Source organism: Enterococcus timonensis, from assembly GCF_900104595.1.
Lineage (GTDB): Bacteria > Bacillota > Bacilli > Lactobacillales > Enterococcaceae > Enterococcus_J > Enterococcus_J timonensis.
In genome coordinates this window covers 702,023-727,464 of sequence record NZ_FNVY01000004.1, presented here as the reverse complement: position 1 = coordinate 727,464, position 25,442 = coordinate 702,023, and the positions used below count along the sequence as shown (strand labels likewise).

25 protein-coding genes are annotated in these 25,442 nt (G+C 38.1%); 18 read left to right on the top strand and 7 right to left on the bottom strand.

What is annotated here, in order from left to right; genetic code table 11:
* Positions 1 to 51 precede the first annotated feature (51 nt).
* The 7 genes from BQ5341_RS08160 to BQ5341_RS08130 all read left to right on the top strand — a co-directional run bounded on the left by BQ5341_RS08160 (position 52) and on the right by BQ5341_RS08130 (position 5,948).
* Positions 52 to 420, top strand: a complete 369-nt coding sequence (locus BQ5341_RS08160) for a nucleotide pyrophosphohydrolase (protein ID WP_071131925.1) — start codon at positions 52 to 54, stop codon at positions 418 to 420.
* Positions 410 to 1,633: a CCA tRNA nucleotidyltransferase gene (locus BQ5341_RS08155; protein ID WP_071131510.1), complete on the top strand. Its 1,224-nt coding sequence runs from the start codon at positions 410 to 412 to the stop codon at positions 1,631 to 1,633. The genes BQ5341_RS08160 and BQ5341_RS08155 overlap by 11 nt, the downstream gene beginning before the upstream one ends.
* The gene (locus tag BQ5341_RS08150; protein WP_071131509.1) at positions 1,612 to 1,974 is read left to right on the top strand and encodes a thioesterase family protein; all 363 of its coding nucleotides are present in this window, start codon (positions 1,612 to 1,614) and stop codon (positions 1,972 to 1,974) included. Before BQ5341_RS08155 ends, BQ5341_RS08150 begins: the two co-directional genes overlap by 22 nt.
* A 69-nt stretch (positions 1,975 to 2,043) precedes the next feature.
* A complete protein-coding gene (locus tag BQ5341_RS08145) occupies positions 2,044 to 2,505 on the top strand; it encodes a hypothetical protein (RefSeq protein ID WP_071131508.1) in 462 nt (153 codons plus the stop codon).
* 95 nt (positions 2,506 to 2,600) lie between these two features.
* Entirely contained in the window at positions 2,601 to 4,487 is a 1,887-nt protein-coding gene (locus tag BQ5341_RS08140) for an ABC-F family ATP-binding cassette domain-containing protein (RefSeq protein WP_071131507.1), read from the top strand.
* 9 nt (positions 4,488 to 4,496) lie between these two features.
* Positions 4,497 to 5,444, top strand: a complete 948-nt coding sequence (locus BQ5341_RS08135) for a thymidylate synthase (RefSeq protein WP_071131506.1) — start codon at positions 4,497 to 4,499, stop codon at positions 5,442 to 5,444.
* 18 nt (positions 5,445 to 5,462) lie between these two features.
* Positions 5,463 to 5,948 carry a dihydrofolate reductase gene (locus tag BQ5341_RS08130; RefSeq protein ID WP_071131505.1) on the top strand — a complete coding sequence of 162 codons (486 nt, stop codon included), beginning with the start codon at positions 5,463 to 5,465 and terminating at the stop codon, positions 5,946 to 5,948.
* 4 nt (positions 5,949 to 5,952) lie between these two features.
* On the opposite strand, the gene BQ5341_RS08125 is transcribed toward BQ5341_RS08130, so the two are convergent.
* From BQ5341_RS08125 to BQ5341_RS08115, 3 genes are read right to left on the bottom strand one after another with little or no spacing between them, the layout of a single operon-like run.
* Entirely contained in the window at positions 5,953 to 8,151 is a 2,199-nt protein-coding gene (locus tag BQ5341_RS08125) for a transglutaminase domain-containing protein (RefSeq protein ID WP_071131504.1), read from the bottom strand.
* Positions 8,144 to 9,211, bottom strand: coding sequence for a DUF58 domain-containing protein (locus BQ5341_RS08120; RefSeq protein ID WP_071131503.1), 1,068 nt, complete (start codon positions 9,209 to 9,211; stop codon positions 8,144 to 8,146). Before BQ5341_RS08120 ends, BQ5341_RS08125 begins: the two co-directional genes overlap by 8 nt.
* Before the next feature lie 23 nt (positions 9,212 to 9,234).
* Positions 9,235 to 10,173: an AAA family ATPase gene (locus BQ5341_RS08115; RefSeq protein WP_071131502.1), complete on the bottom strand. Its 939-nt coding sequence runs from the start codon at positions 10,171 to 10,173 to the stop codon at positions 9,235 to 9,237.
* 176 nt (positions 10,174 to 10,349) lie between these two features.
* Between BQ5341_RS08115 and BQ5341_RS08110 the strand changes: the two genes are divergently transcribed.
* Positions 10,350 to 11,714 carry an MATE family efflux transporter gene (locus BQ5341_RS08110; RefSeq protein ID WP_071131501.1) on the top strand — a complete coding sequence of 455 codons (1,365 nt, stop codon included), beginning with the start codon at positions 10,350 to 10,352 and terminating at the stop codon, positions 11,712 to 11,714.
* A 45-nt stretch (positions 11,715 to 11,759) separates the two neighbouring features.
* On the opposite strand, the gene sstT is transcribed toward BQ5341_RS08110, so the two are convergent.
* Together sstT and BQ5341_RS08100 are read right to left on the bottom strand one after the other, a co-directional pair.
* Positions 11,760 to 13,019 (bottom strand): serine/threonine transporter SstT, encoded by a 1,260-nt coding sequence (gene sstT / locus BQ5341_RS08105; RefSeq protein WP_071131500.1) that lies wholly within the window; start codon positions 13,017 to 13,019, stop codon positions 11,760 to 11,762.
* A gap of 118 nt (positions 13,020 to 13,137) precedes the next feature.
* Entirely contained in the window at positions 13,138 to 13,536 is a 399-nt protein-coding gene (locus BQ5341_RS08100; protein WP_071131499.1) for a ribonuclease HI family protein, read from the bottom strand.
* Positions 13,537 to 13,577: 41 nt separating this feature from the next.
* On the opposite strand from BQ5341_RS08100, the gene BQ5341_RS08095 reads away from it, so the two are divergent.
* The 6 genes from BQ5341_RS08095 to BQ5341_RS08070 all read left to right on the top strand — a co-directional run bounded on the left by BQ5341_RS08095 (position 13,578) and on the right by BQ5341_RS08070 (position 18,277).
* Positions 13,578 to 14,039, top strand: coding sequence for an EbsA family protein (locus BQ5341_RS08095; protein WP_268873198.1), 462 nt, complete (start codon positions 13,578 to 13,580; stop codon positions 14,037 to 14,039).
* 84 nt (positions 14,040 to 14,123) lie between these two features.
* Complete coding sequence (locus BQ5341_RS08090; protein WP_071131497.1) at positions 14,124 to 15,791, top strand: formate--tetrahydrofolate ligase; 1,668 nt, start codon at positions 14,124 to 14,126, stop codon at positions 15,789 to 15,791.
* An 11-nt stretch (positions 15,792 to 15,802) separates the two neighbouring features.
* Positions 15,803 to 16,495, top strand: coding sequence for a CBS domain-containing protein (locus BQ5341_RS08085; protein ID WP_071131496.1), 693 nt, complete (start codon positions 15,803 to 15,805; stop codon positions 16,493 to 16,495).
* A gap of 14 nt (positions 16,496 to 16,509) precedes the next feature.
* The gene (gene lspA, locus BQ5341_RS08080) at positions 16,510 to 16,980 is read left to right on the top strand and encodes a signal peptidase II (RefSeq protein WP_071131495.1); all 471 of its coding nucleotides are present in this window, start codon (positions 16,510 to 16,512) and stop codon (positions 16,978 to 16,980) included.
* Positions 16,977 to 17,873, top strand: a complete 897-nt coding sequence (locus BQ5341_RS08075; RefSeq protein WP_071131494.1) for an RluA family pseudouridine synthase — start codon at positions 16,977 to 16,979, stop codon at positions 17,871 to 17,873. The genes lspA and BQ5341_RS08075 overlap by 4 nt, the downstream gene beginning before the upstream one ends.
* 101 nt (positions 17,874 to 17,974) lie before the next feature.
* The gene (locus BQ5341_RS08070; protein ID WP_071131493.1) at positions 17,975 to 18,277 is read left to right on the top strand and encodes a MazG-like protein; all 303 of its coding nucleotides are present in this window, start codon (positions 17,975 to 17,977) and stop codon (positions 18,275 to 18,277) included.
* Positions 18,278 to 18,316: 39 nt separating this feature from the next.
* Here the strand turns inward: BQ5341_RS08070 and BQ5341_RS08065 are convergent, their stop codons facing one another.
* Both BQ5341_RS08065 and BQ5341_RS08060 read right to left on the bottom strand, forming a co-directional pair.
* A complete protein-coding gene (locus BQ5341_RS08065) occupies positions 18,317 to 20,002 on the bottom strand; it encodes an NFACT RNA binding domain-containing protein (RefSeq protein WP_071131492.1) in 1,686 nt (561 codons plus the stop codon).
* A gap of 96 nt (positions 20,003 to 20,098) precedes the next feature.
* Positions 20,099 to 21,757 carry a phosphoenolpyruvate carboxykinase (ATP) gene (locus BQ5341_RS08060; RefSeq protein ID WP_071131491.1) on the bottom strand — a complete coding sequence of 553 codons (1,659 nt, stop codon included), beginning with the start codon at positions 21,755 to 21,757 and terminating at the stop codon, positions 20,099 to 20,101.
* A 173-nt stretch (positions 21,758 to 21,930) separates the two neighbouring features.
* Between BQ5341_RS08060 and BQ5341_RS08055 the strand changes: the two genes are divergently transcribed.
* From BQ5341_RS08055 to BQ5341_RS08040, 4 genes are all read left to right on the top strand, one after another.
* On the top strand, positions 21,931 to 22,482 hold the full coding sequence (locus tag BQ5341_RS08055; RefSeq protein WP_071131490.1) for a hypothetical protein: 552 nt from the start codon (positions 21,931 to 21,933) through the stop codon (positions 22,480 to 22,482).
* Positions 22,483 to 22,798: 316 nt separating this feature from the next.
* Complete coding sequence (gene trpX, locus BQ5341_RS08050) at positions 22,799 to 23,785, top strand: tryptophan ABC transporter substrate-binding protein (RefSeq protein WP_071131489.1); 987 nt, start codon at positions 22,799 to 22,801, stop codon at positions 23,783 to 23,785.
* Positions 23,782 to 24,642: an ABC transporter permease gene (locus BQ5341_RS08045; protein ID WP_071131488.1), complete on the top strand. Its 861-nt coding sequence runs from the start codon at positions 23,782 to 23,784 to the stop codon at positions 24,640 to 24,642. Before trpX ends, BQ5341_RS08045 begins: the two co-directional genes overlap by 4 nt.
* A complete protein-coding gene (locus BQ5341_RS08040; protein ID WP_071131487.1) occupies positions 24,639 to 25,391 on the top strand; it encodes an ABC transporter ATP-binding protein in 753 nt (250 codons plus the stop codon). Before BQ5341_RS08045 ends, BQ5341_RS08040 begins: the two co-directional genes overlap by 4 nt.
* The last annotated feature ends 51 nt before the right edge of the window (positions 25,392 to 25,442 follow it).

The following is a 25,442-nucleotide window of genomic DNA, read 5'->3' as shown; positions in this document are numbered from 1 at the left end:
TAAAAGAAGTTTGATTGAATGATTGGCGGTTTTTTTGGTAAGATAAGAGAGATGAGTTGGAGAAAAACTGGAGGGAAGATTTTGGAAAAAAACCTAACCGACCTACAAAAAGAAGTCGATGATTACATTCAACAATTTAAAGTGGGCTATTTTGAACCTTTAGCGCAAATGGCTCGCCTCACTGAAGAAGTAGGTGAGTTGGCCCGAGAGATCAACCACTACTATGGACCGAAACAAAAAAAAGCCAGTGAACCGGCTAAAACGGTCGCTGAAGAATTAGGAGATGTCTTCATTGTTACGATGATGATGGCCAATTCTTTAGACATTGATTTAACTACAGCGTTCAATGAAAATATGACTAAATTTTATAATCGAGATGCCAAACGTTTTGAAAGAAAGGAGGATGAGGATGAAAATTGAACATTTTCCACCAGAATTTGAAACGGCACTGCCAGTTTTAGAAAAAATTACCGCCGCCGGATTTGAAGCGTATTTTGTAGGGGGCTGTGTGCGGGATTTTTTATTGCATCATTTGATTCATGATGTGGATATTGCGACAAACGCCACGCCCCATGAAATTGCCCAGTTGTTTCCGAAATATTTTGACCTGGGGATTGAACACGGAACAATTGCTGTTTTGGAGCGGGGAGAAACTTATGAAATTACGACTTTTAGGACCGAACAAGGCTACGAAGATTTCCGCCGGCCTTCACAAGTGACTTTTGTCCGCTCGTTAAAAGAAGATTTAAAGCGGCGAGATTTTACGATGAATGCTTTAGCGGTAGACACTAACGGAAATTTAATTGATTTATTTGACGGTCTAAAAGATTTAGAAGAAAAAATTATTCGCGCAGTGGGCGAACCTGAAGAACGCTTTTCAGAAGATGCTTTGCGGATGATGCGGGGAGTGCGTTTTGCCGGGCAACTTGGCTTTTCCATTGAAGAAAAAACATTTGCTGCGATGAAAAAACGTCATGATCTTTTAGAAAAAATTGCGGTGGAGCGGATCCGAGTTGAATTTGAAAAATTATTATTAGGCGACTTTGCTACAAGTGGCTTGCAAGCTTTTTTAGACAGCGAACTTTATCGCTGCACGCCGCATTTATTAGGCGAAGACAAAGCATTAAAAACGTTACTCCATGCTTTGCAAAAACAAACGCTAGAAAATCCAGTCTTGGCGTGGACTTTACTTTATGATTTCACCAGTAAAAAAGTTGGAATTGAAACTTTTTTAAGAGCTTGGAAACTGTCGAAAAATTTAATGAACGATGTTAAAAAATTGACCGCCTTTTTACCAGTCCGCAAAACACGAATGTTAAATACTTGGGAAGTTTATCAATTAGGAAACTCATTAAGTCAACAGTTAGAAATGCTGATGATTTATTATCAAGAAGAAGTCGATTTGGCTGGCGTTACGGAAGTTTTTGAACAATTGCCGATTAAAAATAAAAGTGAACTTGATCTTTCCGGCGATGATTTGTTAAAAAACTTTCAGTACCCAGCAGGACTTTGGGTAGGAGCGGCTCTTGCGCTGGCGGAAAAGAATGTAGTGATCCATCGCTGGCCTAACGAAAAAAACAGTTTACTTGAAAAAATGGCGGAGGAATTTCCATGGAACAAATATTTAAAGTAACCACAAATGATACTGCAGCGCACTTACTCTCAGGTACTTTAGAAGTTTTAGCCACGCCCAAAGTAGTGGCGATGGTGGAAAATACTTGCTTAAAAGAATGTGCCACTCAACTAACAGAAGGTCAAACAACCGTTGGCGTACAAATGACTATTGACCATTTGCTTCCTAGTGGCGTGGGGGCGACGATTAAAGTGGTGACGACTTTAGAAAAAACCGGTAAAAAAAGTTTTTCCTTTTCCTTTGTCGTTTATGAAGGTGAAAAATGCATCGCCCGCGGCCAACATGTCCGTGTTAAGGTAACGGCTGAAACATTTATGGAAACGCTAGAAAAAAACCGCTAATTTTGTGAAAAAATAAGTCTTTTGTGCTAAAATGATGTAGTAAGATCGAAAAACAAAGGAGAATGAGATATGACAAAAGCAATGACTAGTTTAAAATTTTATTTCCGCAACGGCGAAACATGGACTGTTAACCGTCGCTTTATTGGAGATTTATGGATTAAACAAGTATCTACTAGCTTTGGCCGAATTGGTGGCAGCGATTTTAAAGAAATTCATCCAGCACAAGGATTTAAAATTGAAATTTTCCCTGAAGCCGATCATGTGACGACAGAAGATATTAATTTAGGTGGCTTGGAGTTGGGGATGTTTTCTCGGGCTTTGAAATATCAAGATATTGAAAAAATGGAAATTCTTTATTCCCATGGCGTGCCTGACTTGATTTATTTCCCATATAAAGATCAAGAAACACCATTCCAAGAAGGTCTAGATAATGAATATCAATCAACAAAAGTTTCTGAGCAAAACGGGGCTTTATATATTGTGATTGATCCTAAACAATCTGTCGAAGATGTTTACAGCAAAAATCTATAATTTAAATTTCCATAAAAAAGGAGCCGACTGAAAAGTCTGTGCTTCTTTTTTTGTGGCTTTAATTATGCTAAACTGGATAAAAAAGGAGGGGTTGGATGCAAGAGTTAAAAGTGCAACATTTACATAAAACATACGGGGCGAAAATCCTTCTTGACGATGTAGAGTTTATTATTCACGAAAAAGATCGGATTGGTTTGATTGGAACTAACGGCACCGGAAAATCCACTCTTTTAAAAATTTTGGCAGGTCTTGATACTTCGGAAAAAAATGGTCAAGTGGAACATTCGTCAGATTATAAAATTGGTCTGTTGCCGCAAACCGACGCTCTACCTAATGATGCGACAGTTTTAGAAGCCGTCTTAACGGGGGATAGTCCTAAAATTAAATTACTGCGCCAGTATGAATCTTTATTATTAGCTTTAGAAGAAAATCCGACTGATGCAGATTTGCAAAAACAATTTTTACAAATCCAAGAAGAAATGAATGCCAAAGATGTTTGGCAGCTAGAAACGAAAGTAAAAGGGATTTTAACTCAACTTTCGGTGCCACAAGGGTCCAGAAAAATTGGCGAACTTTCGGGCGGACAAAAAAAGCGCGTGGCCTTAGCGCAAGTTTTAGTGGAAGATTATGATTTATTACTCCTAGATGAACCTACCAACCACTTGGATATTAAGGCAATTACTTGGTTGGAAAATTTTTTACAAAATTATCGCGGTGCGCTATTAATGGTCACTCATGATCGGTATTTTTTAGATCGAGTCACCCAACGGATTTTTGAATTAAATCAAGGAAAACTTTTAGAAATTGCCGGTAATTACGAAAGTTACGTTTTGCAAAAAGAAGTTTTGGATGAAACCAATCAACTGCAAGCTGAAAAAGCCCAACAACTTTATAAAAAAGAACTAGACTGGATGCGCGCCGGAGTACAAGGGCGGGGCACCAAACAAGATGCGCGGGTGAAACGATTTGAAAATTTAAAAGAGAGTCTTAATACGTCCAGCAAAGATGGACAAGTCACCATGGATATGGGGAGCACGCGTTTAGGAAAAAAAGTTTTGCGCTTAAAAGACGCTGCGCTTAAAGTGCAAGATCATCTTATTTTAGATGACTTTAATCTTTTGATTCAAGCAGGCGACCGGGTAGGGATTGTCGGCGACAATGGGGTAGGAAAAACAACGCTCTTAAATCTTTTAGCCGGAAAAATCCCGTTAACTTCTGGCGTCTTTGAGCAAGGTGAAACCGTTCGTCTAGCTTATTACACGCAAATTATGCCAGACTTACCTGAAGATTTGCGAATGATTGCTTATTTGCAAGAAACCGCCGAAGTAGTTGAAAATAAAAATGGCGAAAAAATTTCCGTACCAGAATTATTGGAACGCTTTTTATTTCCGCGCTTTATGCACGGCACTTTAGTAAGACAATTATCAGGTGGAGAAAAGCGGCGTTTATTTTTATTGAAGTTACTTATGAGCTCACCAAATGTCTTGTTACTAGATGAACCTACTAATGATTTAGATATCGCCACCTTAACGGTCTTAGAAGATTATTTACAAGACTTTAAAGGTGCCGTCATCGTAGTGAGTCACGATCGGTATTTTTTGGATAAAACTTGTCACAAATTAATTTTGATGCAAGGATCTGGAAAATATGAAACTTACTTTGGGACCATTTCTGAATATTTGGCTCAAGAAAAAATAGCTGAAAAAAAATCAGTTAAAAAAGAAACAGTGAAAACAACAGCGCCTGAACCAAAAAAATCTACCGAAAAAACGAAGTTGACCTACTTAGAAGAAAAAGAATGGGCGACTATTGAGTCAGAAATTGACAAACTAGAACAAAAAGCAACGCAACTAGAAAAAGATATGACCCAACAAGGATCTGATTTTACTGCTTTACAAAATTTACAAGATGAACTTTCCGCCACCCAGCAACAACTAGATGAAAAAATGGAACGCTGGGACTACTTAGGCCAATTCGTATAGGAGAAAATAATGGAAGAACAATACTTGAACTTAGCACGAAAAATTTTGGACCAAGGAACGGTTAAAACCGATCGCACAGGCACGGGCACAAAATCAATTTTTGGGTATCAAATGCGCTTTGATCTTTCACAAGGTTTTCCTTTATTAACAACAAAAAAAGTTCCTTTTGGTTTGATTAAATCAGAACTTCTGTGGTTTTTAAAAGGGGACACGAATATTCGTTATTTACTCCAGCACAATAATCATATTTGGGATGAATGGGCTTTTGAAAAATATATCGTCTCTGAGAATTATACGGGACCGGATATGACCGACTTTGGTATTCGTAGTACAACCGATACTGCATTTGCTAAAATTTACAAAGAAGAAATGAAAAAATTCACCGACCAAATCATAGCCGATGAAGATTTTGCTAAAATTTATGGTGAGTTAGGAAATATTTACGGGGCCCAGTGGCGTCATTGGCAAACAAGAGACGGGAGCTTTATTGATCAAATTCAAGATGTGATTGAACAAATCAAAAAAAATCCCGACTCGCGGCGTTTGATTGTTTCTGCTTGGAATCCAGAAGATGTACCGACTATGGCTTTGCCGCCGTGTCATAGTTTATTTCAGTTTTATGTAGCTGACGGGAAATTATCTTGCCAACTTTATCAACGGAGTGGCGATGTTTTCTTAGGTGTGCCGTTTAATATTGCCTCCTATGCTTTGTTAACCCATTTAATTGCCCGCCAAACAGGCCTTGAAGTGGGAGAATTTATTCATACATTAGGAGACGCCCATTTATATCTCAATCACCTGGAGCAAATTGAACTTCAATTATCGCGTCCGGTTCTTGAGATGCCTAAATTAATTTTAAACCCTGAAAAAACGGATATTTTTGATTTTGATGTCCAAGATATTACTTTAGAAAATTATCAAAGTGCTCCGGCCATTAAAGCGCCGATTGCCGTTTAAAGACAAGCGAGGTGGAGAATGTTAATTCTGATTTGGGCCCAAGATGAAAATGGCGTGATTGGCCTTAATAATACATTGCCCTGGCATGTGCCAACTGACTTTAAACATTTTAAAGAAAAAACCATGGACCATACAATTTTATTTGGTCGCAAAACCTTTGACGGCATGAAGCAACGGTTGCTGCCGGGGCGTCAGACAATTATTTTCACTCGTAATCGTGATTATCACTCTGATGGTGTCGTGGTTGTTCATACGAAAGAAGAGGTCCTAGAGCTAGCCAAAACACAAGATATTTATATTTGTGGTGGGCGAGAAATTTATCAATTATTTTTGCCTGAAGCTGATCTTTTAGAGCTGACAATTTTTCACGAAACATTTGTGGGAGATACGTTTTTTCCGGAAGTTTCCTTTGAAAAATTCGAGAAAATAACTGAAGAAAAGTTTTCCGATGAAAAATCAAAAATTACTGGCACTTTTTTCACCTATCAAAAAAAAATCTCCTAAATCATTAGGAGATTTTTTTGTTGGACATTTGTTGGAGCTCTTTTAAAAAGGCTATTAAATGACCCTTAAAGTCTTCATGGGAAATTTCTTGTTGCCCATAGCGTTGGCCTTCGTAAAGTCGTTGGAGCTTCTCAAATTTTTCAGCAAGACCAGGATTTTCTTTTTGTAAAATTGCTTCATATTCCCGTAAAGTAACCGCCGAACTTGTCGGATATTTTTTTTGTAACTTTTGGACAACTTTTAAAAATGCCGTTTGATCATCGTGATAATTTAATGAAAACCAAAAAATTTCTAAGCGATAGCGCCCAACATAAAGAATTACACCACAAGTAACAAGGACGACCGTTAAAATAATCCAAGCAACTCGAGTCCAAGAAATTGTTGGTAAAGGTGCTGCATTATTTTCTGAGGAAGAATTTTCTGATGGAATTTCAGCTTCCGTCTCTTGCGGCATGCTTTGACTTTGAGTAGGAGATTCAGCGGAATTTTCATTTGGAGTAACAGCGTCCTCAGGTAAACTTTCCGGACTTTCTTCCAAAGCTTGTTGGCCGGTAAATGTTTTCGTCGGCTCAAAAGGAACCCAGCCCATACCTTCAAAATAAACTTCCACCCAAGAGTGGGCTTGATTATTAGTGACTCGATATTGATTGACTCCATTTTCACTTTGACCAATTAATAAACCGCCAGAAAAACCTTTCACAAAACGTGCGGGAATTTCCAGTGTCCGCAACAAAACCACCATACTAGTAGAAAAATTATCACAATAACCGACTTGACTATCAAATAAGAAAAAATCCACATAATCAGCGCCAGCAGGCAAGATTTCGGCATCTATTTTGGAGTAGCGTAAGGGTGCTTCATTTTTCAAATAATTTTCCACTGCCAAAACTTGTTGGTAATAACTAGGAGCTACTGTGGTTATTTCTTGTGCCAGATCCGTGACGCGCTGGGGAATTTCCGGTAGCGCTGTAAATTCCTGATTAAAATCACTTGCTAAGCGTAATTCTATCGAAGAGCTTTCTTTCGTAATAGTTTCCAAAATTTCAGGAGAAAAATCAGCCGGCACGTAAGTATAAGTAAAACTGCTTTGGGCAGGATATTGATATAAATAATATCGCTGCGCCTCCAAATTATAAATCACTCGCTGGTCATTGACAGGCGGTGTCGTGGCAGAAAAATCGATTGTCCCATATGGTAAAGGTAAATATGCTGGTTCTTTTGGAAAAGTTATAGTCACTTCTTGGCTATTTTCAATAGCATCCGCTGACATTTCGGTTTGAAAATCATTAGTAAAAAACGATAAGTTGCGGGCATCTTGCAACTCATTATCCGCCCAACCTTCACCGGTGTAAATTTTTTTGGCATCGACGCGCCAATAATGATCTTGGGCTTCTTCTACTTCAAAAACAATTTCATTATTCGCTAGTAAAGGACCGCCTAACTTTTGATCATCTTCAGAAAATCCTTGGCGTGCGGCCGTCTGATTGCCTTGCAACTCATCAAGACGAGCATACAGACCTTGCTGATTAAAATAATCTCTAATACGAGCCGTTTTTTCAATCAGCTGTTGGGTTAGTGGCTGAGTTGGACTTTGAATAAGATTGGCGACAGCTAAAATTCCAAATGACAAGATAATAAAAAGTAAAATCGGCAGTCCTTTGAAACGACGATTTTTTTGAAAAAATCCCGCGGCCAATGAAAAAATTAAAAATAAAAGCAAGCGATTGCTAATTTCTTGATTGGCAAATGTTTCAAAGAAAAATAAGAGACCAACGGCTAGTACGATGACGGGCCAAAAATAACGCTCTTTGACAAAAGTAAAAATCAGGACTAAAAATAAAATCATTAAAATAACAACACTAAAAGAGGCTGGGAGTTGTTGGGCAGTTCCATTAAAAAAAGCTTGAAGTTGTCTGACTAGTTGCGGCAAAAATTGCCGGAAAAATTCAACATAATCTTGAAGGTCAAAAATTAAACCGAGCATCAGACTGCCAAATACAACACTCAAAAATACTTGTAAAAAAACAAAGCGCGTAAATAGAGCGAGTAGGCATACCGCTAATAAATACCAACGAAAATAATTTGCACCAGTGATTTTACTAGCTTGAAATAGGGGATCTACAAAAATATTCAACGCTAAAAATAAGAAGAGGGTGGCTAATATATTTTGAATTTTTTCTTGGGTGATTCTTTTTTTAGTCATTAGTAAGCACCCCCGAATTTATCGTCGTCACCCGCTGATTTATCGTCATTGACCATTGGGATTTATCTAAGGTAATTAGCGTCACTTGATTATTTTTTTGCAGGACCTTCAGCCAAGTTTCTTCTAAAAATGCTTTTTTTTCAACAAAAATATAGACCTGTTGACCGGATATAGTTGGCAAATTAGGATTTTCAGTCGCTAAAATATTAGCGAATATTTCATCAGGGATCTTTACAGCAGAACGAATTGTATTTCCAGCAATTATAAATTGTTTTGGTTGATTCAGTCGTTGAAAGCTATGTTGTAATCGCTGATGCAAACTAAAATAACCGCTCAATAAATGCTCAAAGTTGGGACTTTCTTTAGCTACTAAAAGAATGGTGATTTCTTTTTTTGGTTCATTTTCAAAAACTTTAACGACAAGTTCTTGTTGGTGGGCCGACATTTTCCAATCAATCTCATGTAATGGATCCCGCGACTCATAAGCCCGCACATTTTTCAAATCAAAACTTTTATCGCCACGGGCCTGTACAGCAACATTTTTGAAAAAAAGTTGTTGCTCTAACAGTTGGGCTAATTTTATATTTTCATTCGGTAAAATAATTAGTTGATCTAAAAGACGAATTTGCTTTTTTTTATTGAAAAGACCTAAAAAATCATAACTGGTGACCTTTAAAATAGGCTGAGAATAGACACCCCGTGGTAAATCAGTAAGGTCGAAATAAACTTTTTTAGCCCGCCAAAGACTAAAACGAGGAGTGCTGCGGTGATTGGTTAACAAAGATATTTCAATTAAAGGATAAATAAAAAAGGGCGGACTCTTCAATTGAACCAATAATTTTTCCTTCGTTTGACGATTAAAAACTGCTTGGCCAATAATATTTGCTTGAATCCGTCTTAACGGCAAAAGAGCGAGAAAAAGCAAAAATAAAAGAGTCAGCACGCTGAGATACCAAATAAACCAGCCACTATTCGTATTAAAAACAGCGGCGTATAAAAAACTGCCGAAAAAAACAATGGAAACTGCCAGCCATTTAATTATTATTTTTAATTTATGCATCAAATCTCCTTATCTTTTTCTGTTCAGCGAGGGACGGCGGTTTTATTTAAGATTTCAGCTAAGACAGCTTCATTTTTCTCCCGTAAAAAATCGCCAGCATTTAAATAAATTCGATGGGCGCAGGCCGGTAAAAATACAGCTTTTAAATCATCGGGGAGGCAATAATTTCGCCCAGAAACGACGGCATAAGCTTTCGCGCCTTGAATAAATGCCATCGCTCCCCGCGGTGAAACGCCTAAAAAAATCTCCGGATGATTGCGGGTGGCTTTGACTAAAGCTAAGCCGTACGCATATAAAGAATCGTCCATGTTAACTTGTTGGACTAATTTTTTTATTTCTGATAATTCATCTAAGGAAATGACCGGCGCTAATGTTTTGCCAATGCGTAACGGGCCTTGATTTTTCAGTAATGCAAGCTCACTTTCAGCATCGGGATAACCAATATTCAAACGAAATAAAAAGCGATCCAATTGGGCTTCGGGTAAAGGATAAGTTCCTTCATATTCTAAAGGATTTTGCGTGGCCAAAACGAAAAAATTTTCCGCTAAAGGATAAGTTGTGCCATCGAGGGTCACTTGTTTTTCATTCATAACTTCTAAAAGGGCGGCTTGAGCGCGGGGCGTGGCGCGATTAATTTCATCAGCCAAAAGAACGGTAGTAAACACAGGGCCTGGTTTGAATTCAAAATCTTGTTTTTGGCTATTAAAAATCGTCGTGCCTAAAATATCGGCAGGTAATAGGTCAGGTGTAAATTGAATCCGGGAAAATTCTCCGCCAATACTTTGGGCCAGCGCTTTAATTAAAGTCGTTTTTCCAACGCCCGGAACATCTTCAAATAATAAATGTCCATCGGCAATTAAAGCCGTGATGGTTAAAGTCAGCACCTCTTCTTTCCCTAAAATAACTTGCGCTAATTGATTTTTCAGCTGTTGTATTTTTTTATAGGCTAGTAATTCATCCATTCCATTTTCCTCCGTAATTTTATGAGATAATTCTCATGTAATTGGTTTCTATTTTATAAGATTTTAAGATAAGTGACAAGGTCGAACCCTTAAAAAATTTTTTTGCTGAACCGATTGCATTTTGCAGTTGAAATCACTATGATAACTAGAGAATAAAAAATTGTGAGGATAGAAAAATGCAAGATATGACGCAAGGACGCCCGTATAAATTAATTTTCGCTTTTACCATTCCATTATTTATTGGAAATTTGTTTCAGCAATTCTACAATATCGCCGACACACTCATCGTCGGGCGGACGTTAGGAGAAAATGCGCTAGCGGCCGTGGGTTCCACCGGTTCCATAAATTTTTTAATTATTGGTTTTGCCCAAGGATTAACCGCCGGACTTTCCATTATTACCGCCCAGCGATTTGGGGCAAAAGATAGTCGCGGTGTCCGGAAAAGTTTTGCCACTAGTATTATTATTTCCGGAATTGTAGCTATTGTGCTGACTATTTTTTCAGTACTTTTTGTCCGGCAAATTTTGGAACTAATGCAAACGCCGACAGATATTATTAATCAAGCCGAGCAATTTATTAAAATCATTTTTATGGGAATTCCGGCTTCGATTACTTTTAATTTATTGTCCAATATGTTGCGGGCACTGGGGGATTCTCGAACGCCGCTCTTTTTTCTAGTAATTGCTTCTGTTGTAAATATTGTTTTGGATCTCGTGTTAATTACCCAATTTCAAATGGGGGTGGCTGGTGCTGGAGTAGCTACTGTCACCGCCCAAATCGTCGCTAGTCTGTGTTGTGCGTATTATATTTATAAAAAAGTACCTTTACTCCACGTTCGGAAAAAAGATTTTACATTGGTCAAAAAAGAATGGCAAGCTCATTTAGCGGTGGGATTTCCGATGGCGTTTCAATCGTCAATTATTGCCATTGGTTCCATTGCGCTACAAACGGCATTGAATAATTTAGGGACACAAGTGGTGGCCGCTAATACTGCTGCCGGGCGAATTGACCAATTTGCCACCCAACCCATGGCTTCATTTGGGATTGCTATGGCGACTTTCACCGCGCAAAATCTTGGCGCTAAAAAATATCGCCGAATTATTCAAGGGGTGAAAGAATGTTTAATTATGTCAGGCGCTTTTTCCATTGTGGCCGGGGCTTTAATTATTATTTTTGCCAATCAGTTAGTAAGCTTGTTTTTAAAAGTGCCAAATCCAGAAATTTTACATTTATCTAGAACTTATTTCATTATTAATGGCTCCATGTATTTACTTTTGGCGGTTTTATTTATTATTCGCTACACGTTGCAAGGTTTAGGCAAAGGAATGATCCCGACACTCGCTGGGATCGCTGAACTTTTAATGCGAACCTTAGCGGCGATTTTCCTAGCGCAAGCATTTGGCTATCCGGGAGCCGCTAGTGCCAATCCACTTGCTTGGTTAGGTTCACTTTTAGTTTTAATTCCATCATATGTCAAAGCAGTCCGACAATTAAATATTTTAGCTGAAGAGCAAAATCGCCCCGAAATAAATGTTCAATAAAAAAAGAGTTGCCTCAAAAAAATAATTTTTGAGGCGGCTCTTTTTTTAATCGTTTAATTGAGCACGTTTTACATAATCTTTAACGGAAATTTTTTCGCCAACTTTTTTCAAGTCATGGAATTCGGCTGTAGCGGTAAATAATAAATCAGAAGCAGAATTAACAGCCGTTTCAACTGAATCTTGAATGACGCCAATAATAAAACCAACGCCCACAACTTGCATGGCAATATCATTACTAATTCCAAATAAACTACAAGCTAACGGAATCAAAAGTAGCGATCCACCAGCAATCCCGGAAGCGCCCGTCGAAGCAATAGCGGTGAGGAAACATAATAATAATGCTAAAGGAAAACTCGTTTCAATGCCTAAAGTATAACAAGCGGCTAAAGTCATAATGGAAATCGTAATTGCCGCGCCACCAGAATTAGCTGCCGCTCCCAAAGGAATGGAGAGGGCATACGTTTTTTCATTGAGTCCTAATTTTTCAGCTAAACGCATATTAATGGGAATATTGACGGCCGAACTGCGGGTGAAAAAGGCGGGGATGCCACTTTCTTTGAAACAATAAAAAGTTAGTGGATAAGGATTTTCTTTGATCATAAAAAAGACCATCAATGGATAAACAACAAAAGAAACAAAAAACATCGTGCCTACTACTAGAAGAATTAATTTTCCATATTCTAACATGCCAGAAAGTCCGGTGGCGACAATTGAGTTATAAACTAATCCGATAATTCCAATGGGTGCCAATTGAATAAGCAATTGAATCACTGAAGAAATGGCGCCAGAAATATCTTCTAAAACATTTTTTGTCGTGGTTGAAAAACTTCGCAAAGCCAATCCTAATAAAGCACCCCAAAAAAGTAGCGCTAAATAATTTCCATTTGCCAAAGCTTCAATCGGATTGGCAATTCCATTTAGCAAAATTTCTTTAAGCACGGTGCCGATATCTTGCGGGGCGCTTTGGGCGATTTCGCCGACTCGGGGTAAGACAATGGCCACTGGGAATAAATAAAAGGCTCCGACTGCCGCCACCGCTGCCACAAACGTAGCCATTAAATATAAAACTACAATTGAGGTGAGATGCGTTTTGCTTCCTTTTTCATGCTTGGCTAAAGAGGTTAAAATAATAAAAAAGACCAATAAGGGGGCAATCGCCTTCAGCGAACCAACAAATAAATCGCCCAAGACACCAATAAAAGCCCAATTAGGAACGGTTAGTCCTAAAATAATACCAATTACAATACCTACTAAAATTTTTTGAATTAAACTAATTTTTTGCCAAATATTCCAAAATCTTTTCATATGAAAACTCCTTTCATCACTAGGTTTTAAAAGATGGATTGCCTAAAGATAGCAACTTTAAAAATTCTTGTCAAGTTGTAATGAAAATTTAATAAAATGTGCATGATTCTTAGCAATTTCAAGAGCGCATTTTTCGCAATGTTTGCTGAGCGATTGTATGGGCTCCGGCATTTTTTTTATCACTTTGCCAAGTAAGGGTAAAATCCGGAAATTTTTCCAGTAAAAAGGATAAACGTTGCCAGAGTGGTTGAAACAAGGGATTGGCGCTGGCTTTTTTTTGCCACGTTTCCACGACTACTTTTGAGTCACTATACATAAAAATAGTTTCTTTTTCTAAATGTTGTTCCAGTAAAATTTTCAAGCCGTGAATTACCGCCAGAAATTCAGCCTCGTGATTGGTCATTTCTCCAAGCGTTACGCCATAAGTGTGGGTCTTTTTTTCAGCCTTAAAAAAAATCCCGGCCGCACTAGGTCCTGATTGATTTTTCGTTGCTGCATCGACATAAATTTTCAACATAAGTTTCACCACATTTCTTTTTTAAATAACAGAATTATGCTATGATTATACCATGTGTAAGGAGGGGATACGTCATAAATTCATACCGATTTCAACCCGAATTGGCGACGAGTCTCATATATTGGTCCATGACTTTCGTGATATTTTTTACTGGTGTCATCGTCACCTTAGAAAACACGTATATTTATTGGCTCTCACTATTTATTGCCGCAGTCTTCTTGTTTTTTGTCTGGTTAGGACTACAACGAGTCATTCAGGTTGATCAAGAAAAAATTTTTGTCAAAAGTTTATTAAAAGTGAACCGCAAAACCTTTTTTCTAAAGGAAATCAAAGAAGTCCAAGTAGCCAAAAACGGCTTACTTATTATTTCTACTGCCGAAAAAAGTTTTCACTGTCTGTTAGGACGGAAAAATAGTGCCCGATTTTTAAAACAACAACAAGAAAACAGCGTCCTCAAAGAAAAGTTAAAAGCAGTGGAAAAAATCAATATTACTTTAAGTTAAACTGAAAAAAATGCTTTAAAAAAAATCAACATATTTTATTTGGCAGATGATTCTCGTCTGCTTTTTTGTTAGAAAGGAGTTTTTATGGACGACTTAACCATTGCACAACAAGCGCGCCTAGAGCCGATTGAAGAAATTGGTGCGAAATTACATTTTTCCCCGGCAGAAATTGAACCTTTTGGCCATTTTAAAGGAAAAATTTCTTATGAGGCAATGAATGCGCGGGAGGAAAATAATTTTGGCCAATTAGTTTTGGTGACTTCCATGACCCCAACGGCCGCCGGTGAAGGAAAATCAACCGTCACGGTGGGCTTAGCCGATGCTTTTGCCCTTTTAAATAAAAAAGTAGCGATTGCTTTGCGGGAACCATCCGCCGGTCCTGTTTTCGGTCGCAAAGGGGGCGCTACTGGTGGCGGTTTAGCCCAAGTGGTGCCGATGGAAGAAATTAATTTACATTTTACTGGCGATATGCACGCCTTAACGCAAGCCAATAATTTACTATCGGCTTTGCTAGATAATCATTTGCAACAAGGCAATGCGCTTAATATTGATTCTAGAAAAATTTATTGGAATCGCGTTTTAGATATAAATGACCGCACGCTGCGAAATATCACCATTGGACTAGGTGGACCTTTAAATGGTTGGCCGCGGGAAGATCATTTTCAAATTACAGTCGCTTCAGAACTGATGGCTGTTTTATGTTTAGCTAAAAATATTGCCGATTTAAAAAATCGCATTGCTAGCATTGTAGTAGCGGAAAATACATCCGGTAAAATTATTACCGTCGCTGATCTTCAGGCAACAGATGCGCTAACGATTTTATTAAAAGAAGCTTTAAAACCAAATTTGGTGCAAACTTTAGCAGGCACGCCGGCTTTTGTTCACGGCGGACCATTTGCTAATATTGCCCACGGTTGTAACTCAGTGATGGCTACGCGCCTTGCTTTACAAACGGCTGACATCACTGTAACAGAAGCTGGCTTTGGGAGTGATTTGGGTGCGGAAAAATTTCTCGATATTAAAGCGCCAGTGCTTGGGAAATATCCTGATGCTGTAGTGATGGTAGCCACGATTCGCGCATTAAAAATGCACGGTGGTTTGCCGCTAAATGATTTGGACACTGAAAATCTAGCGGCACTTGAAGCTGGTTTTTCTAATTTAGCCAAACATTTAGAAAATATTGCCGCATTTCATTTGCCACAAGTCGTCGCTTTAAATCGTTTTACAAGTGACACCGATGCTGAAATTGCACTAGTTAAAAAATTATGCGCCGAAAAAAATATTTCTTGTATCTTAACAGACGTCTGGGCTAAAGGGGGAAAAGGGGCTGTTGAATTAGCTGAAAAATTGCAAGACATTTTGGCACAACAAAAAGAACCCGTGGTCAAACTTTATGAATCTACAGCAACGCTAGAGAAAAAAATTACGACGATTGCCGAGAAAATTTACGGCGCCCAACGAGTTACTTTTACTAAAAAAGTTCAAAAACAACTCCGTCAATTTGCCGAAAATGGCTGGGGACGGTTACCAATTTGTATGGCCAAAACGCCAAACTCTTTATCAGATAATCCAACAAGATTAGGACGACCAGAAAATTTCACGATTGAAATTCGGGAACTCCAAGCCAAAATCGGCGCCGGATTTATTGTGGCCTTAGCCGGCAGCATTTTAACAATGCCCGGACTGCCTAAAGAACCTAACGCCTTAAAGATGACCATTGATGATGACGGCACCGTCCACGGTTTGTCGTAGAAAGGATGATTATGGCTGATAATGCAGAAATTTTTTTGACAAGTTTTAATCGGGTGGAAAAATATGTTAAAGTACTTATGAAAGCTCCCAACAATATGGGGTTTTCTGAGGCGGTTCGTCGGGGGAGTCGCCAAAAAAATCCGATTTTAAAGAAGTATGAAAATGATTTATTGCAAATGGCTCAACTGCGTAACGCGATTATTCATGAAAAAATATCGGAAGACTTTGTCATTGCCGAACCGAATGATTGGGCGATTAAACGGATGCAGTTGATTGAATCAGAATTGATTGAACCGGCGACCGTTTACCCCCGCTTTAAAAAGCACGTCACCGGTTTTGAAAAAAATATTCCGATTCAAGATATTTTAAAAAAAATTGCCGAAAAACATTATTCGCAATTTCCCATTTATGACCATGGTCATTTTTTAGGACTAGTAACGATTCGGGGGATTGGTTTTTGGCTAGCGGTGGAAAGTCAAAAAGGTCCAGTGGATTTTCGGAAACGAACAGCTCAAGATTTATTAAATATTTCATTTAAACAACCAAATTATCGTTTTTGTCGCCAAGATACGCCCGTTTCTGAGGTGGAAAATTGGTTTCAAGAAGTCCAATTATTAGAAGCCGTCTTAATTACTAAAGATGGCAATCCAGATGGACAATTATTGGGAATTATTCGGCCCCGCGACTTGAATTATTCCGATTAAACAAGGAGGATCACGTGTTTTTAATTTACTTAGCAATTAGCGCCGTTCTAGTGGCGATTGATCAATGGACAAAATATTTAGTCGTCCAAAATATTACTATCGGTGGTACTAAAGAATTATGGCCAGGTATCGTTTCGTTGACCCATTTGCAAAATTCCGGTGCGGCTTGGAGCTTACTAGAAGGAAAAATGATTTTCTTTGCCATTGTTACTACCATTGCTTTAGTGGCTATGATTTATTTTCTAGTTATTTACGGGAAAAATAGCATTTGGTTTTCGTTAGGCTTAAGCTTAATGATTGCTGGAGCTTTAGGGAATTTTATCGATCGGATGCGTTTAGGGTATGTCGTGGATATGATTCGGTTGGACTTTTTTAATTTTCCTATTTTTAATGTTGCTGACATGTGTTTAACAGTCGGTGTCGCCGTTGTTTTTATTTTTATCTTGCGCATAGATGATGATTTTTTTAAGAGAGGAAAAAAATGAAAACTTATATTTTAGAAGAGGACGGCCGTTTGGATTCCATTTTGGCTCAAACGATGGCCGTTAGCCGCTCGCAAGTACAACAATGGCTAAAAGAAGAGTTGGTGACGATTAATAATCAAGTTGTTCGCGCCAATTACAAAGCAAAAAAAGGGGAAGTTGTTGCGGTTGAAGAAAAAATTCCCGAAGTATTAGATCTTTTACCAGAAAATATTCCGTTAGAAATTATTTATGAAGACGATGATCTTGCAGTCGTGAATAAACCCCAAGGCATGGTCGTTCATCCATCTGCCGGACATCCAACTGGTACTTTGGTCAATGCGCTTTTATTTCATATGAAAAATCTTTCGACGATTAATGATGTGATTCGTCCAGGGATTGTCCACCGGATTGATAAAGATACTTCCGGCTTACTGATGATTGCCAAAAATGATTTTGCCCATGAAAATCTAGCCGCGCAATTAAAAAATAAAACGAGTCAACGAAAATATTTAGCCATTGTTCACGGGACTTTTTCGCATGATAATGGCACCATTGACGCACCAGTTGGCCGCAGTAAACAAGATCGGAAAAAACAAGCGGTGATTGCCGATGGAAAAGAAGCGGTCACTCATTTTAAAGTATTAGAAACATTTGACGATTATTCGCTTTTACAATTGCAATTAGAAACTGGCCGAACGCACCAAATTCGCGTCCATATGCAATATATTAAGCATCCGGTGGCCGGCGATCTTCTTTACGGACCGAGAAAAACTTTAGCAGGAAATGGTCAATTTTTGCATGCGCAACTGTTAGGATTTACTCATCCCACAACTGGGGAAAAAATGGTTTTTGAAGTGGATCCACCAGAAATTTTTCAAAAAACACTTGAACAGCTAAGAAATGAAAAAGCATAAAAATTTGTAGCCTAGAGAATAGATTTTTTTATCTACTCTCTAAGCTTTTTTTGCGTCTTATCAACATTGTTCAAGCTACATTTAAAAAGGAGAATTAAAATATGGACGTCAAAGAATTAATTGCCCGAAGCAATAAAATCAGAGCGCGCTATCACGAATTGGAATTAAAAAATCACGGCAGTATCTGGAGTGTCGAAGAAGATTTATTAGCTTTGTCTAATGATATTGGCAACTTAAACCGACTTGCCATGACCCGTGCTGGTCGATATTACGACGAAACGCCATATAATTTGGAACAAAAATTAGCGGAAAACATTTGGTGGTTAATGGAACTAGCGAATAGATTAGACGTGGATATCGAAACGGAATTAGAAAAATTTTTATCCGAAAAAGAAAAATTGTAAAAAAGAAGTGCTGCCTATTTTTTGGCAACACTTCTTTTTTTATTCGGCTAAACTTTTCACTAAAGATTCTTCCGGTGTTACATAAACCGTGCTTTGATTTTCATAAATCACGAAACCAGGTTTGGCGCCATTTGGCTTATGGACATATTTACAAGCGACATAATCTACCGGCACATTACTAGAAAGGCGGAACTTAGAAAAGTAAGCGGCAAGTTTGGCAGCTTCCATAATCGTCGGAATGGTCGGTTGCGGATTTTTAATAATCACATGCGAGCCGGGAATATTTTTGACATGCAACCAAATATCGGTTTTTTTAGCCGTTTTTAAAGTTAACAAATCATTTTGCAAATTATTTCGACCGACTAGAATTTCATCGCCACTAGTGGCAATAAATTTTTGAAATTGCGGTTTGGCTTTATTTGTCCGCATTTTTTTCTTAGGCGCTTTTAAATAGCCAGTAGTTTGCAATTCTTCTTGAATCCCATTTAATTCTAAAGGGGAGGCCAGTTCGATTTGATCGATGACTGACTCTAAATAGGCTAGTTCTTGCTTGGTTTCTTCAATTTGTCCTTGAACAATTTTGACGGCATTTTTGGCTTTTTGATATTTTTGGAAATATTTTTGCGCATTTTGATTAGGCGTTAAATCCACCCGCAAAGCAATGTCTAGGGGTTTATCCTCGTCATAATAATTAGCTAAAGTAACTTTCGTGGCACCACGAGGGACTTGATTTAAAAATGTCGTCAGCAGTTCGCCATTTCTGCGATATGATTCGGCATTTTCGGTGTCGGCCAAAGTTTGCTCCAATTTGGCTAATTTTTTTTGATTTTTTTTGAATTCATTTTGCATTTTCACTTGCAAATTAGCACCCAATTGCTTGACGCGATCTTTTTGCGCTTTTTCTCCGTAAAAGGCATCTAACATTTCTGATAAACTTGAGTAACTAGCTATATTTAACAAATGAAAATAAGAAATCGGTGTAAAAAATTCCTTATTATTTTTTTGCGAAATCGTCGGCTTTGGCGTTTCTAAACTTTCGAAAAACTTCTGCCAAGTTTTTAATTTATCTTGCGGATTTCGATTGAGTCGATAACACAATTCTGTGGCCGTATCGGTCCCCAAACCTTGAAAAGAAGTTTGCAAATATTTAGGCGTCAGTTCTTCAGCATGTAAAATTTCAAAAACTTTTTTCTCGGTAACCGTAAAAGGATTTTCCACATATTGAAGCGGCGGGGCAATGTACGGAATTCCTGGCAGCAAAAGGCGATATGTATTTTGGCTTGGACCGACATGTTTAATCGCATCAATAATTTTTTCACTTTGCGCATTTAATAATAAAATAGTCGAGTGACGCCCCATTAATTCCACTACTAAACGCAAATCTTCCAAATCGCCTAATTCATTTCGACGACTAAAAGAAAAATGCAAAACCCGATCATTGTCCACTTGAGAAATTTTTTCAAGAATTGCGCCATCTAAATATTTTCTAAGCATCATAGCAAAATTCGGTGCCGTCGCTGGATTTTCAAAAGGCAATTGGGTCAGTTGGACCCGGGCATAGCTTGGGTGAGCCGACAAGAGTAATTTGTGATTGCGACCGCGAGCTCTGATGGTCATAACAACTTCCATGGCGTAAGGCTGTTGAATTTTAGCAACACGACCGCCTAACAGTTGCTCTTGTAATTCTTTGACTAAAACGTGGGTAAAAACGCCATCAAATGACATATTTTTTCCTCCAATTTGATTCTTTATTAATTATAACGAAAAATAGCCAAAACAACAAAAAAACCTGCAAAAAATTCTTGCAGGTTAAAAGTTTTTTTAATCAGCTAATTTTTGCGCTAAGTCTAAAATAAGATTTTCCATTTGTTCGTTGACTTCTTTAGGAAGAGCGTCGTATCCTTCTTTTTCGGTGGACTTTTCATTAATAAAAGCGAGGCGGTCAACGAGACGCTGTTTGATTTTATTTAAATATTCTTTATCAGAAAAATCGACGGGATGGCCTTCAATTGGCAAATATTCCAGTTTTTCAATCGGACCGAAATCAACAAAGTCAGCTTTTCCTTGAATAATTAAATCAATCGCACCTAATGTGTGTTGCGGGGTGACTTTATTGCCATTGAAAAATCCAGTATTTAAAATATAACAATCCACTCCTTGAGCAAAAAGTTCTTTAAATGTTTGATAATCTTCTCCCAATGGATAGGAGCGGAAAGGATTGGCAAAAGGTTCCATTACTAATTGATCAAGATTTTGCCCAATAACATTTTCAGCGGTGGAACGTTTTGTCGCTAAAGTTACCCCGAAAACAGTGGCTAAATCCGGATCATTAATTTTTACAACTGGTGGCAGAGCATCGTCTTTCATAATCCAAAAAACAGCATCAATTTTTTCTGGTAAGAAATCAACGCGATTTGGCGTTAAGTAACGCGATTTGACCGTCCGCCCATTGCCATTACGAATATCTTCGGTGACAATTACTTTGCGACCCGTGTCATCTAGCGTGACGCCGACATTTTGCACCGTTAAAAAGTAATCAATAGCTGAACTTGTGGCTGGATAATCTTGCGTTTTATCAAAATAACTTGGTTCAAGTGCAGTGGTGGCGCCAGTTTTTTCAGAAATAATAAAAGCATCATCATGAAGAATTTTTACCGGGAAATCTTGTTTTGATTCTGCTAAAGTAATTGTTGATTTTCCTGAACCGGATAAACCAAATGCCGCCATAGTGAATTTCTTATCGCCTAAATCATATTGCTTCATGCCGCCATGGCAAGCAACAAATCCGTTGCGATGCGCTGTGGCCCAAGCTAAAGTTAAAGTCGCTTTTTTTAATTCGCCGAAATAACGCAAGCCTAAAATCGCCGCCACATTATGGACGGGATCAAATAACGCTAGCCCATTAGGAAAATCAGGATGGGACCAATCAGGATTAGCATAAATATATAAATCATCTTCATTTAAGGCGGGACTTTGTTCGTATAATTCTTTGGCTTCCGGTGTAAAAATTTGGAAATTTAATAGCCAAGAATATAAATTATTTTCATACCCTTCAGCTAGCAGCAAATGGGCTTTAACGCTAAAATCTTTAGAAAGGCCGACAACTGCTTGCCCATGATAAAAAGTTTTCTTTTGACCGGTAAAAACCGCTTCTCGCAAAATCCCGGCATAATAATTATTATCAATTCCCGGTTGTCCTAAAATACGGCGCGCTTGAGCCGTTCGACCAAAAACTTTTCCGTCATTACTCACTAGAACGCGAGCATCGGCTGGCAAGCCTAAATCTTCGGTGTGGGCTACTGGTAAATCAGTCACCGTCACGTTAGGTGATTGTTTTGCCAAATTGTAGGCAAAGGCAAGATCAGGAATCATTTTGACGTTGTTTCCATAAAAAGCACTTTCCACTGTTACTTTGATATTGGAAAGTAAGTGGTTCGTTTTTTCTAAATCCGCTAAAGCAAATTTTCCGACAGTCGTCATACAAAAGCCTCCTAAAATTTTTATTGCTAATTCCCATTTATTTTAACATGTAAAGGCTTTAAATGAAAGAAATTCGCGGTTTTTTCCGCTTTTTTTATTCCCTTGTCAAAGATGGTTTTTGTTGGTAGGATAGATGAATAGAAATTAATAATGAATAAGAAGGGGCGCTTGCTTTGAAAAACTGGCTCCAAGAAAAATGGCAGCAATTTATAGATGAACTTCACGATATCGATGGCAAACATTGGAAAATTTTAGGCATCACAGGCGGTGTCGCTGTAATTATTTTAATTGTTTTACTTAGTGTAACACCACATTTACAGCAAACGATTCGCACCCAGCAACTAGCTTCCGTCGTTTATCCAGAAAAAATGGCTAAAAAAGTAACCTTAGTCGAATATCCTAATATTAAAAAAATTAGCCAACAGGAAACAGCGACGATTATTTTTGTTCCGACAAATGGCCTTTATGCACATGAGGTTTCAGATCTTTTAGCTGACGATAAAAATCTTCAAGCACTAAATCATACGGTTTATTTATATCCAATGGTCTATAACACCCATGAAGAAGCGGAAAAATTTGCCATTGATTATCGCTATACAACGGTGATCTTTTTTGAAAAAGGGAAAGAAGAAAATCGTTTAGTCTTAAAAGAACCCGGCCAATTTCAAAATTTTGTTGCTAAACTTAATGATTTATCCATGGAAAATATCAAAACTTTGGAATAAAATAAAATTCTTGGCTTGACGGCGCGTTATTTTTGGCTTATGATTTAAAAAAACAACAAGGAGGAACAAACATGACTATCACTCAATCCAATATTTCTTGGCAAAGCTGGCGTAGATAGTTGTATTTATGTTCCTGACACAGGGCCTAGATACGACTTTTTAGAGATTTTCTAAAAACGTATCTATGTCGAATTGATTCTTAGTGAATTCAAGTCCGCATAGGTAAACTATGCGGGTTTTCTTTTTAAGACTTCCCGTCGCTTTCGGGAAGTCCTTTTGTTTTTCTAATCATTTTATTTATTTGGAGGAGAAAATAATGCGTGAAAAAACGTTATACGTCACAACTTTTTTATTATTTGCTTTACTGATTTTTGCCAGCTTAACTGAAAATAAACCGACTGAAAATGAAAAACCGGTGATTGGTATTTTGCAATATGTTAGCCACCCATCTTTAGATGAAATCGCTGATGGCATTAAAGAAGGATTAGCAGAGTCTGATTACAACGAAGAAAATTCAGAAATCTTATTACTAAATGCCCAAGGAGAACAAAATAAAATTCAAACGATGGGCCAACAACTCATCCAAAGATCCGATGTCTTAATCGGCATCGCCACTCCAGCAGCGCAAGGATTAGCCAACCAAACAACCAAAATTCCAATTGTGATGGGGGCAATTTCATATCCGGAAAAAGCCGGCTTAGTAAAAGACGAAACACAACCCGATAGCAATATTACCGGCGTTTCTGACCGCTCGCCAGTAGCCGCACAACTAGATTTAATGACTCAACTAATGCCGCAACTTAAAAAAATCGGCTTATTATTTTCTTCTAATGAAGATAACGCCAAAGCCCAAGCGCAAGAGATGACGGAAATTGCTGAAAGTCGCGGATTTGTAGTTTCAAGTTACGTCGTTTCAAGTACGAACGATATTAAAGTGGTGAGTCAAAAAGCGCTGAGTGAAAATGATGCGTTATATTTACCAACAGATAATACAATTGCTTCTGGTTTTGAAACTGTCGTGGCCAATGCCAAACAAGCGCAAAAACCAATTTTTCCATCGGTGAGTCAGCAAGTGACATTAGGCGGTCTGGCTACTATGGGCATTAATCAAAAACAATTAGGCATTGAAACAGGCAGAATGGCTGCAGAAATCTTGCAAGGAAAAAAAGTTGCTGACCTGCCCGTTTATGTTTTTGATCATGGAGAAAAAATCATTAACGAAAAAGTCGCTGCAGAATTAGGCATTCCATTGACAGCAGAAATTAAAAAAGATGCACAACTAGTAGGGGAGGTTCAACCATGATTATTTCAGGTATTTCGCAAGGATTATTTTGGGGCGTGATGGCGTTAGGTTTGTTTATGACTTTTCGGATTTTAAATTTTCCCGATATGACCGCAGAAGGTAGTTTTCCATTAGGTGGCGCTGTGGTGGTGGTTTTAATTCGCGCTGGAGTTTCACCACTAGTGGCCACACTTGCCGCTATGATTGCCGGATGTCTCACCGGTCTATTAACTGGCTTGTTACACACGAAAGGTCAAGTGCCCTTGTTACTGGCTGGAATTTTAGTGATGTCTGGTATGAATTCAGTCATGCTTTTAATTATGCAATCGGCGAATTTATCGCTTCTTAATTTTCCCAAACTTGTAGACGGATTTCTTTTACAGATTTTTCCAGAAAACTTAAGAGAAGTTATTTTAGGATTGTTTATTTGTCTTTTGTTCGGCTTTTTATTATTTGGTTTTACTAAAACAACTCTCGGCCAAGCATTTATTGCTTCAGGGGACAATCCGGCCATGACAAAAAATTTAGGAATTGATGCCAAAAAAATGGAGCGTTTAGGTTTGATTTGCGGCAATGGTTTGATTAGCTTATCCGGTGCGCTTTTAGCACAAAGCGACGGCTATGCCGATGTCAATAAAGGATTTGGCGTCATTGTTATAGGGCTTTCGGCCATTATTTTAGGAGAAGTCCTTTTTGGTCAATTAACTTTAGGCAAACGTTTATGGGGGACCGTCGTTGGGGCTGTTTTGTATCAATTATTATTAGTTTTAATTATTCAATTAGGATTAGATACTACTTATTTAAAAGGAATCACCGCCATTATTTTAGCCGGATTTTTAATGTTGCCACATTTTGTTAAAGGAGGCGCCAAAAAATGAGTTATTTAACGCTTAAGAATGTCGGATTTTCAGTGATTAGTGCCGGGGAGCCGAAAAATATTTTACAAGAGCTGAACTTATCAGTGGCACAAGGAGAATTTGTAGTGATTTTAGGCGGAAATGGTGCCGGTAAATCAACATTTTTCAATGTCCTAGACGGTACCTTGCAGCCAACCAGTGGCGTCGTTGAATTAAACGATGAAGACATTAAGAGTTTGTCACTGAAAAAAAGAGCGCTGAAAATCGCCCGCGTTTATCAAGATCCTAAACAAGGAACGGCTCCTCGAATGACCGTAGCCGAAAATTTATTACTTGCTGAAAATGTTGGCCACGTGAATATCCATACTTTTGTGCGGGTGAAAAAAGAAATGGCTCGACTAAAAGAAATCGTCGCCCAAAGTCAAAACGGTTTAGAAGACGTCTTAAATAATCCCACCGAACTTTTGTCAGGAGGGCAGCGACAAGCCTTAAGCTTATTTATGGCTACTAGCCAAACGCCAGAATTATTACTACTAGATGAACACACTGCCGCACTAGATGTTTTGTCAGCTAAAAAAATTATGGCTTTAACCCAACAAATCGTCACCGAAAAAAATCTTACTTGTCTAATGATTACCCATGACCTAGAAGATGCGCTGACTTTTGGTGATCGCTTAGTAGTTTTAAAAGCCGGCAAAATCGCTGCTGATTTTTCAAAAAGTGAAAAAGATCAATTAACAAAAGAAGACTTGTTTTCTTATTTTTATTAAGTAACGATAAAATCTTCGGCGAATTTTCAATTCACCTTGTTTTTCCTAATT

What these genes read in the sequence shown, in the direction of transcription:
- sstT (WP_071131500.1), bottom strand. Translation starts at nt 13,019, where the DNA reads ATGAAAAGATTTTGGAATATTTGGCAAAAAATTAGTTTAATTCAAAAA.
- BQ5341_RS08120 (WP_071131503.1), bottom strand. Translation starts at nt 9,211, where the DNA reads ATGCATAAATTAAAAATAATAATTAAATGGCTGGCAGTTTCCATTGTT.
- BQ5341_RS08095 (WP_268873198.1), top strand. Translation starts at nt 13,578, where the DNA reads ATGATTATACCATGTGTAAGGAGGGGATACGTCATAAATTCATACCGA.
- BQ5341_RS08045 (WP_071131488.1), top strand. Translation starts at nt 23,782, where the DNA reads ATGATTATTTCAGGTATTTCGCAAGGATTATTTTGGGGCGTGATGGCG.
- BQ5341_RS08110 (WP_071131501.1), top strand. Translation starts at nt 10,350, where the DNA reads ATGCAAGATATGACGCAAGGACGCCCGTATAAATTAATTTTCGCTTTT.
- BQ5341_RS08100 (WP_071131499.1), bottom strand. Translation starts at nt 13,536, where the DNA reads ATGTTGAAAATTTATGTCGATGCAGCAACGAAAAATCAATCAGGACCT.
- BQ5341_RS08130 (WP_071131505.1), top strand. Translation starts at nt 5,463, where the DNA reads ATGTTAATTCTGATTTGGGCCCAAGATGAAAATGGCGTGATTGGCCTT.
- trpX (WP_071131489.1), top strand. Translation starts at nt 22,799, where the DNA reads ATGCGTGAAAAAACGTTATACGTCACAACTTTTTTATTATTTGCTTTA.
- BQ5341_RS08085 (WP_071131496.1), top strand. Translation starts at nt 15,803, where the DNA reads ATGGCTGATAATGCAGAAATTTTTTTGACAAGTTTTAATCGGGTGGAA.
- BQ5341_RS08150 (WP_071131509.1), top strand. Translation starts at nt 1,612, where the DNA reads ATGGAACAAATATTTAAAGTAACCACAAATGATACTGCAGCGCACTTA.
- BQ5341_RS08075 (WP_071131494.1), top strand. Translation starts at nt 16,977, where the DNA reads ATGAAAACTTATATTTTAGAAGAGGACGGCCGTTTGGATTCCATTTTG.
- BQ5341_RS08125 (WP_071131504.1), bottom strand. Translation starts at nt 8,151, where the DNA reads ATGACTAAAAAAAGAATCACCCAAGAAAAAATTCAAAATATATTAGCC.
- BQ5341_RS08070 (WP_071131493.1), top strand. Translation starts at nt 17,975, where the DNA reads ATGGACGTCAAAGAATTAATTGCCCGAAGCAATAAAATCAGAGCGCGC.
- BQ5341_RS08090 (WP_071131497.1), top strand. Translation starts at nt 14,124, where the DNA reads ATGGACGACTTAACCATTGCACAACAAGCGCGCCTAGAGCCGATTGAA.
- BQ5341_RS08140 (WP_071131507.1), top strand. Translation starts at nt 2,601, where the DNA reads ATGCAAGAGTTAAAAGTGCAACATTTACATAAAACATACGGGGCGAAA.
- BQ5341_RS08040 (WP_071131487.1), top strand. Translation starts at nt 24,639, where the DNA reads ATGAGTTATTTAACGCTTAAGAATGTCGGATTTTCAGTGATTAGTGCC.
- BQ5341_RS08145 (WP_071131508.1), top strand. Translation starts at nt 2,044, where the DNA reads ATGACAAAAGCAATGACTAGTTTAAAATTTTATTTCCGCAACGGCGAA.
- BQ5341_RS08065 (WP_071131492.1), bottom strand. Translation starts at nt 20,002, where the DNA reads ATGTCATTTGATGGCGTTTTTACCCACGTTTTAGTCAAAGAATTACAA.
- BQ5341_RS08160 (WP_071131925.1), top strand. Translation starts at nt 52, where the DNA reads ATGAGTTGGAGAAAAACTGGAGGGAAGATTTTGGAAAAAAACCTAACC.
- BQ5341_RS08115 (WP_071131502.1), bottom strand. Translation starts at nt 10,173, where the DNA reads ATGGATGAATTACTAGCCTATAAAAAAATACAACAGCTGAAAAATCAA.
- BQ5341_RS08155 (WP_071131510.1), top strand. Translation starts at nt 410, where the DNA reads ATGAAAATTGAACATTTTCCACCAGAATTTGAAACGGCACTGCCAGTT.
- BQ5341_RS08135 (WP_071131506.1), top strand. Translation starts at nt 4,497, where the DNA reads ATGGAAGAACAATACTTGAACTTAGCACGAAAAATTTTGGACCAAGGA.
- BQ5341_RS08060 (WP_071131491.1), bottom strand. Translation starts at nt 21,757, where the DNA reads ATGACGACTGTCGGAAAATTTGCTTTAGCGGATTTAGAAAAAACGAAC.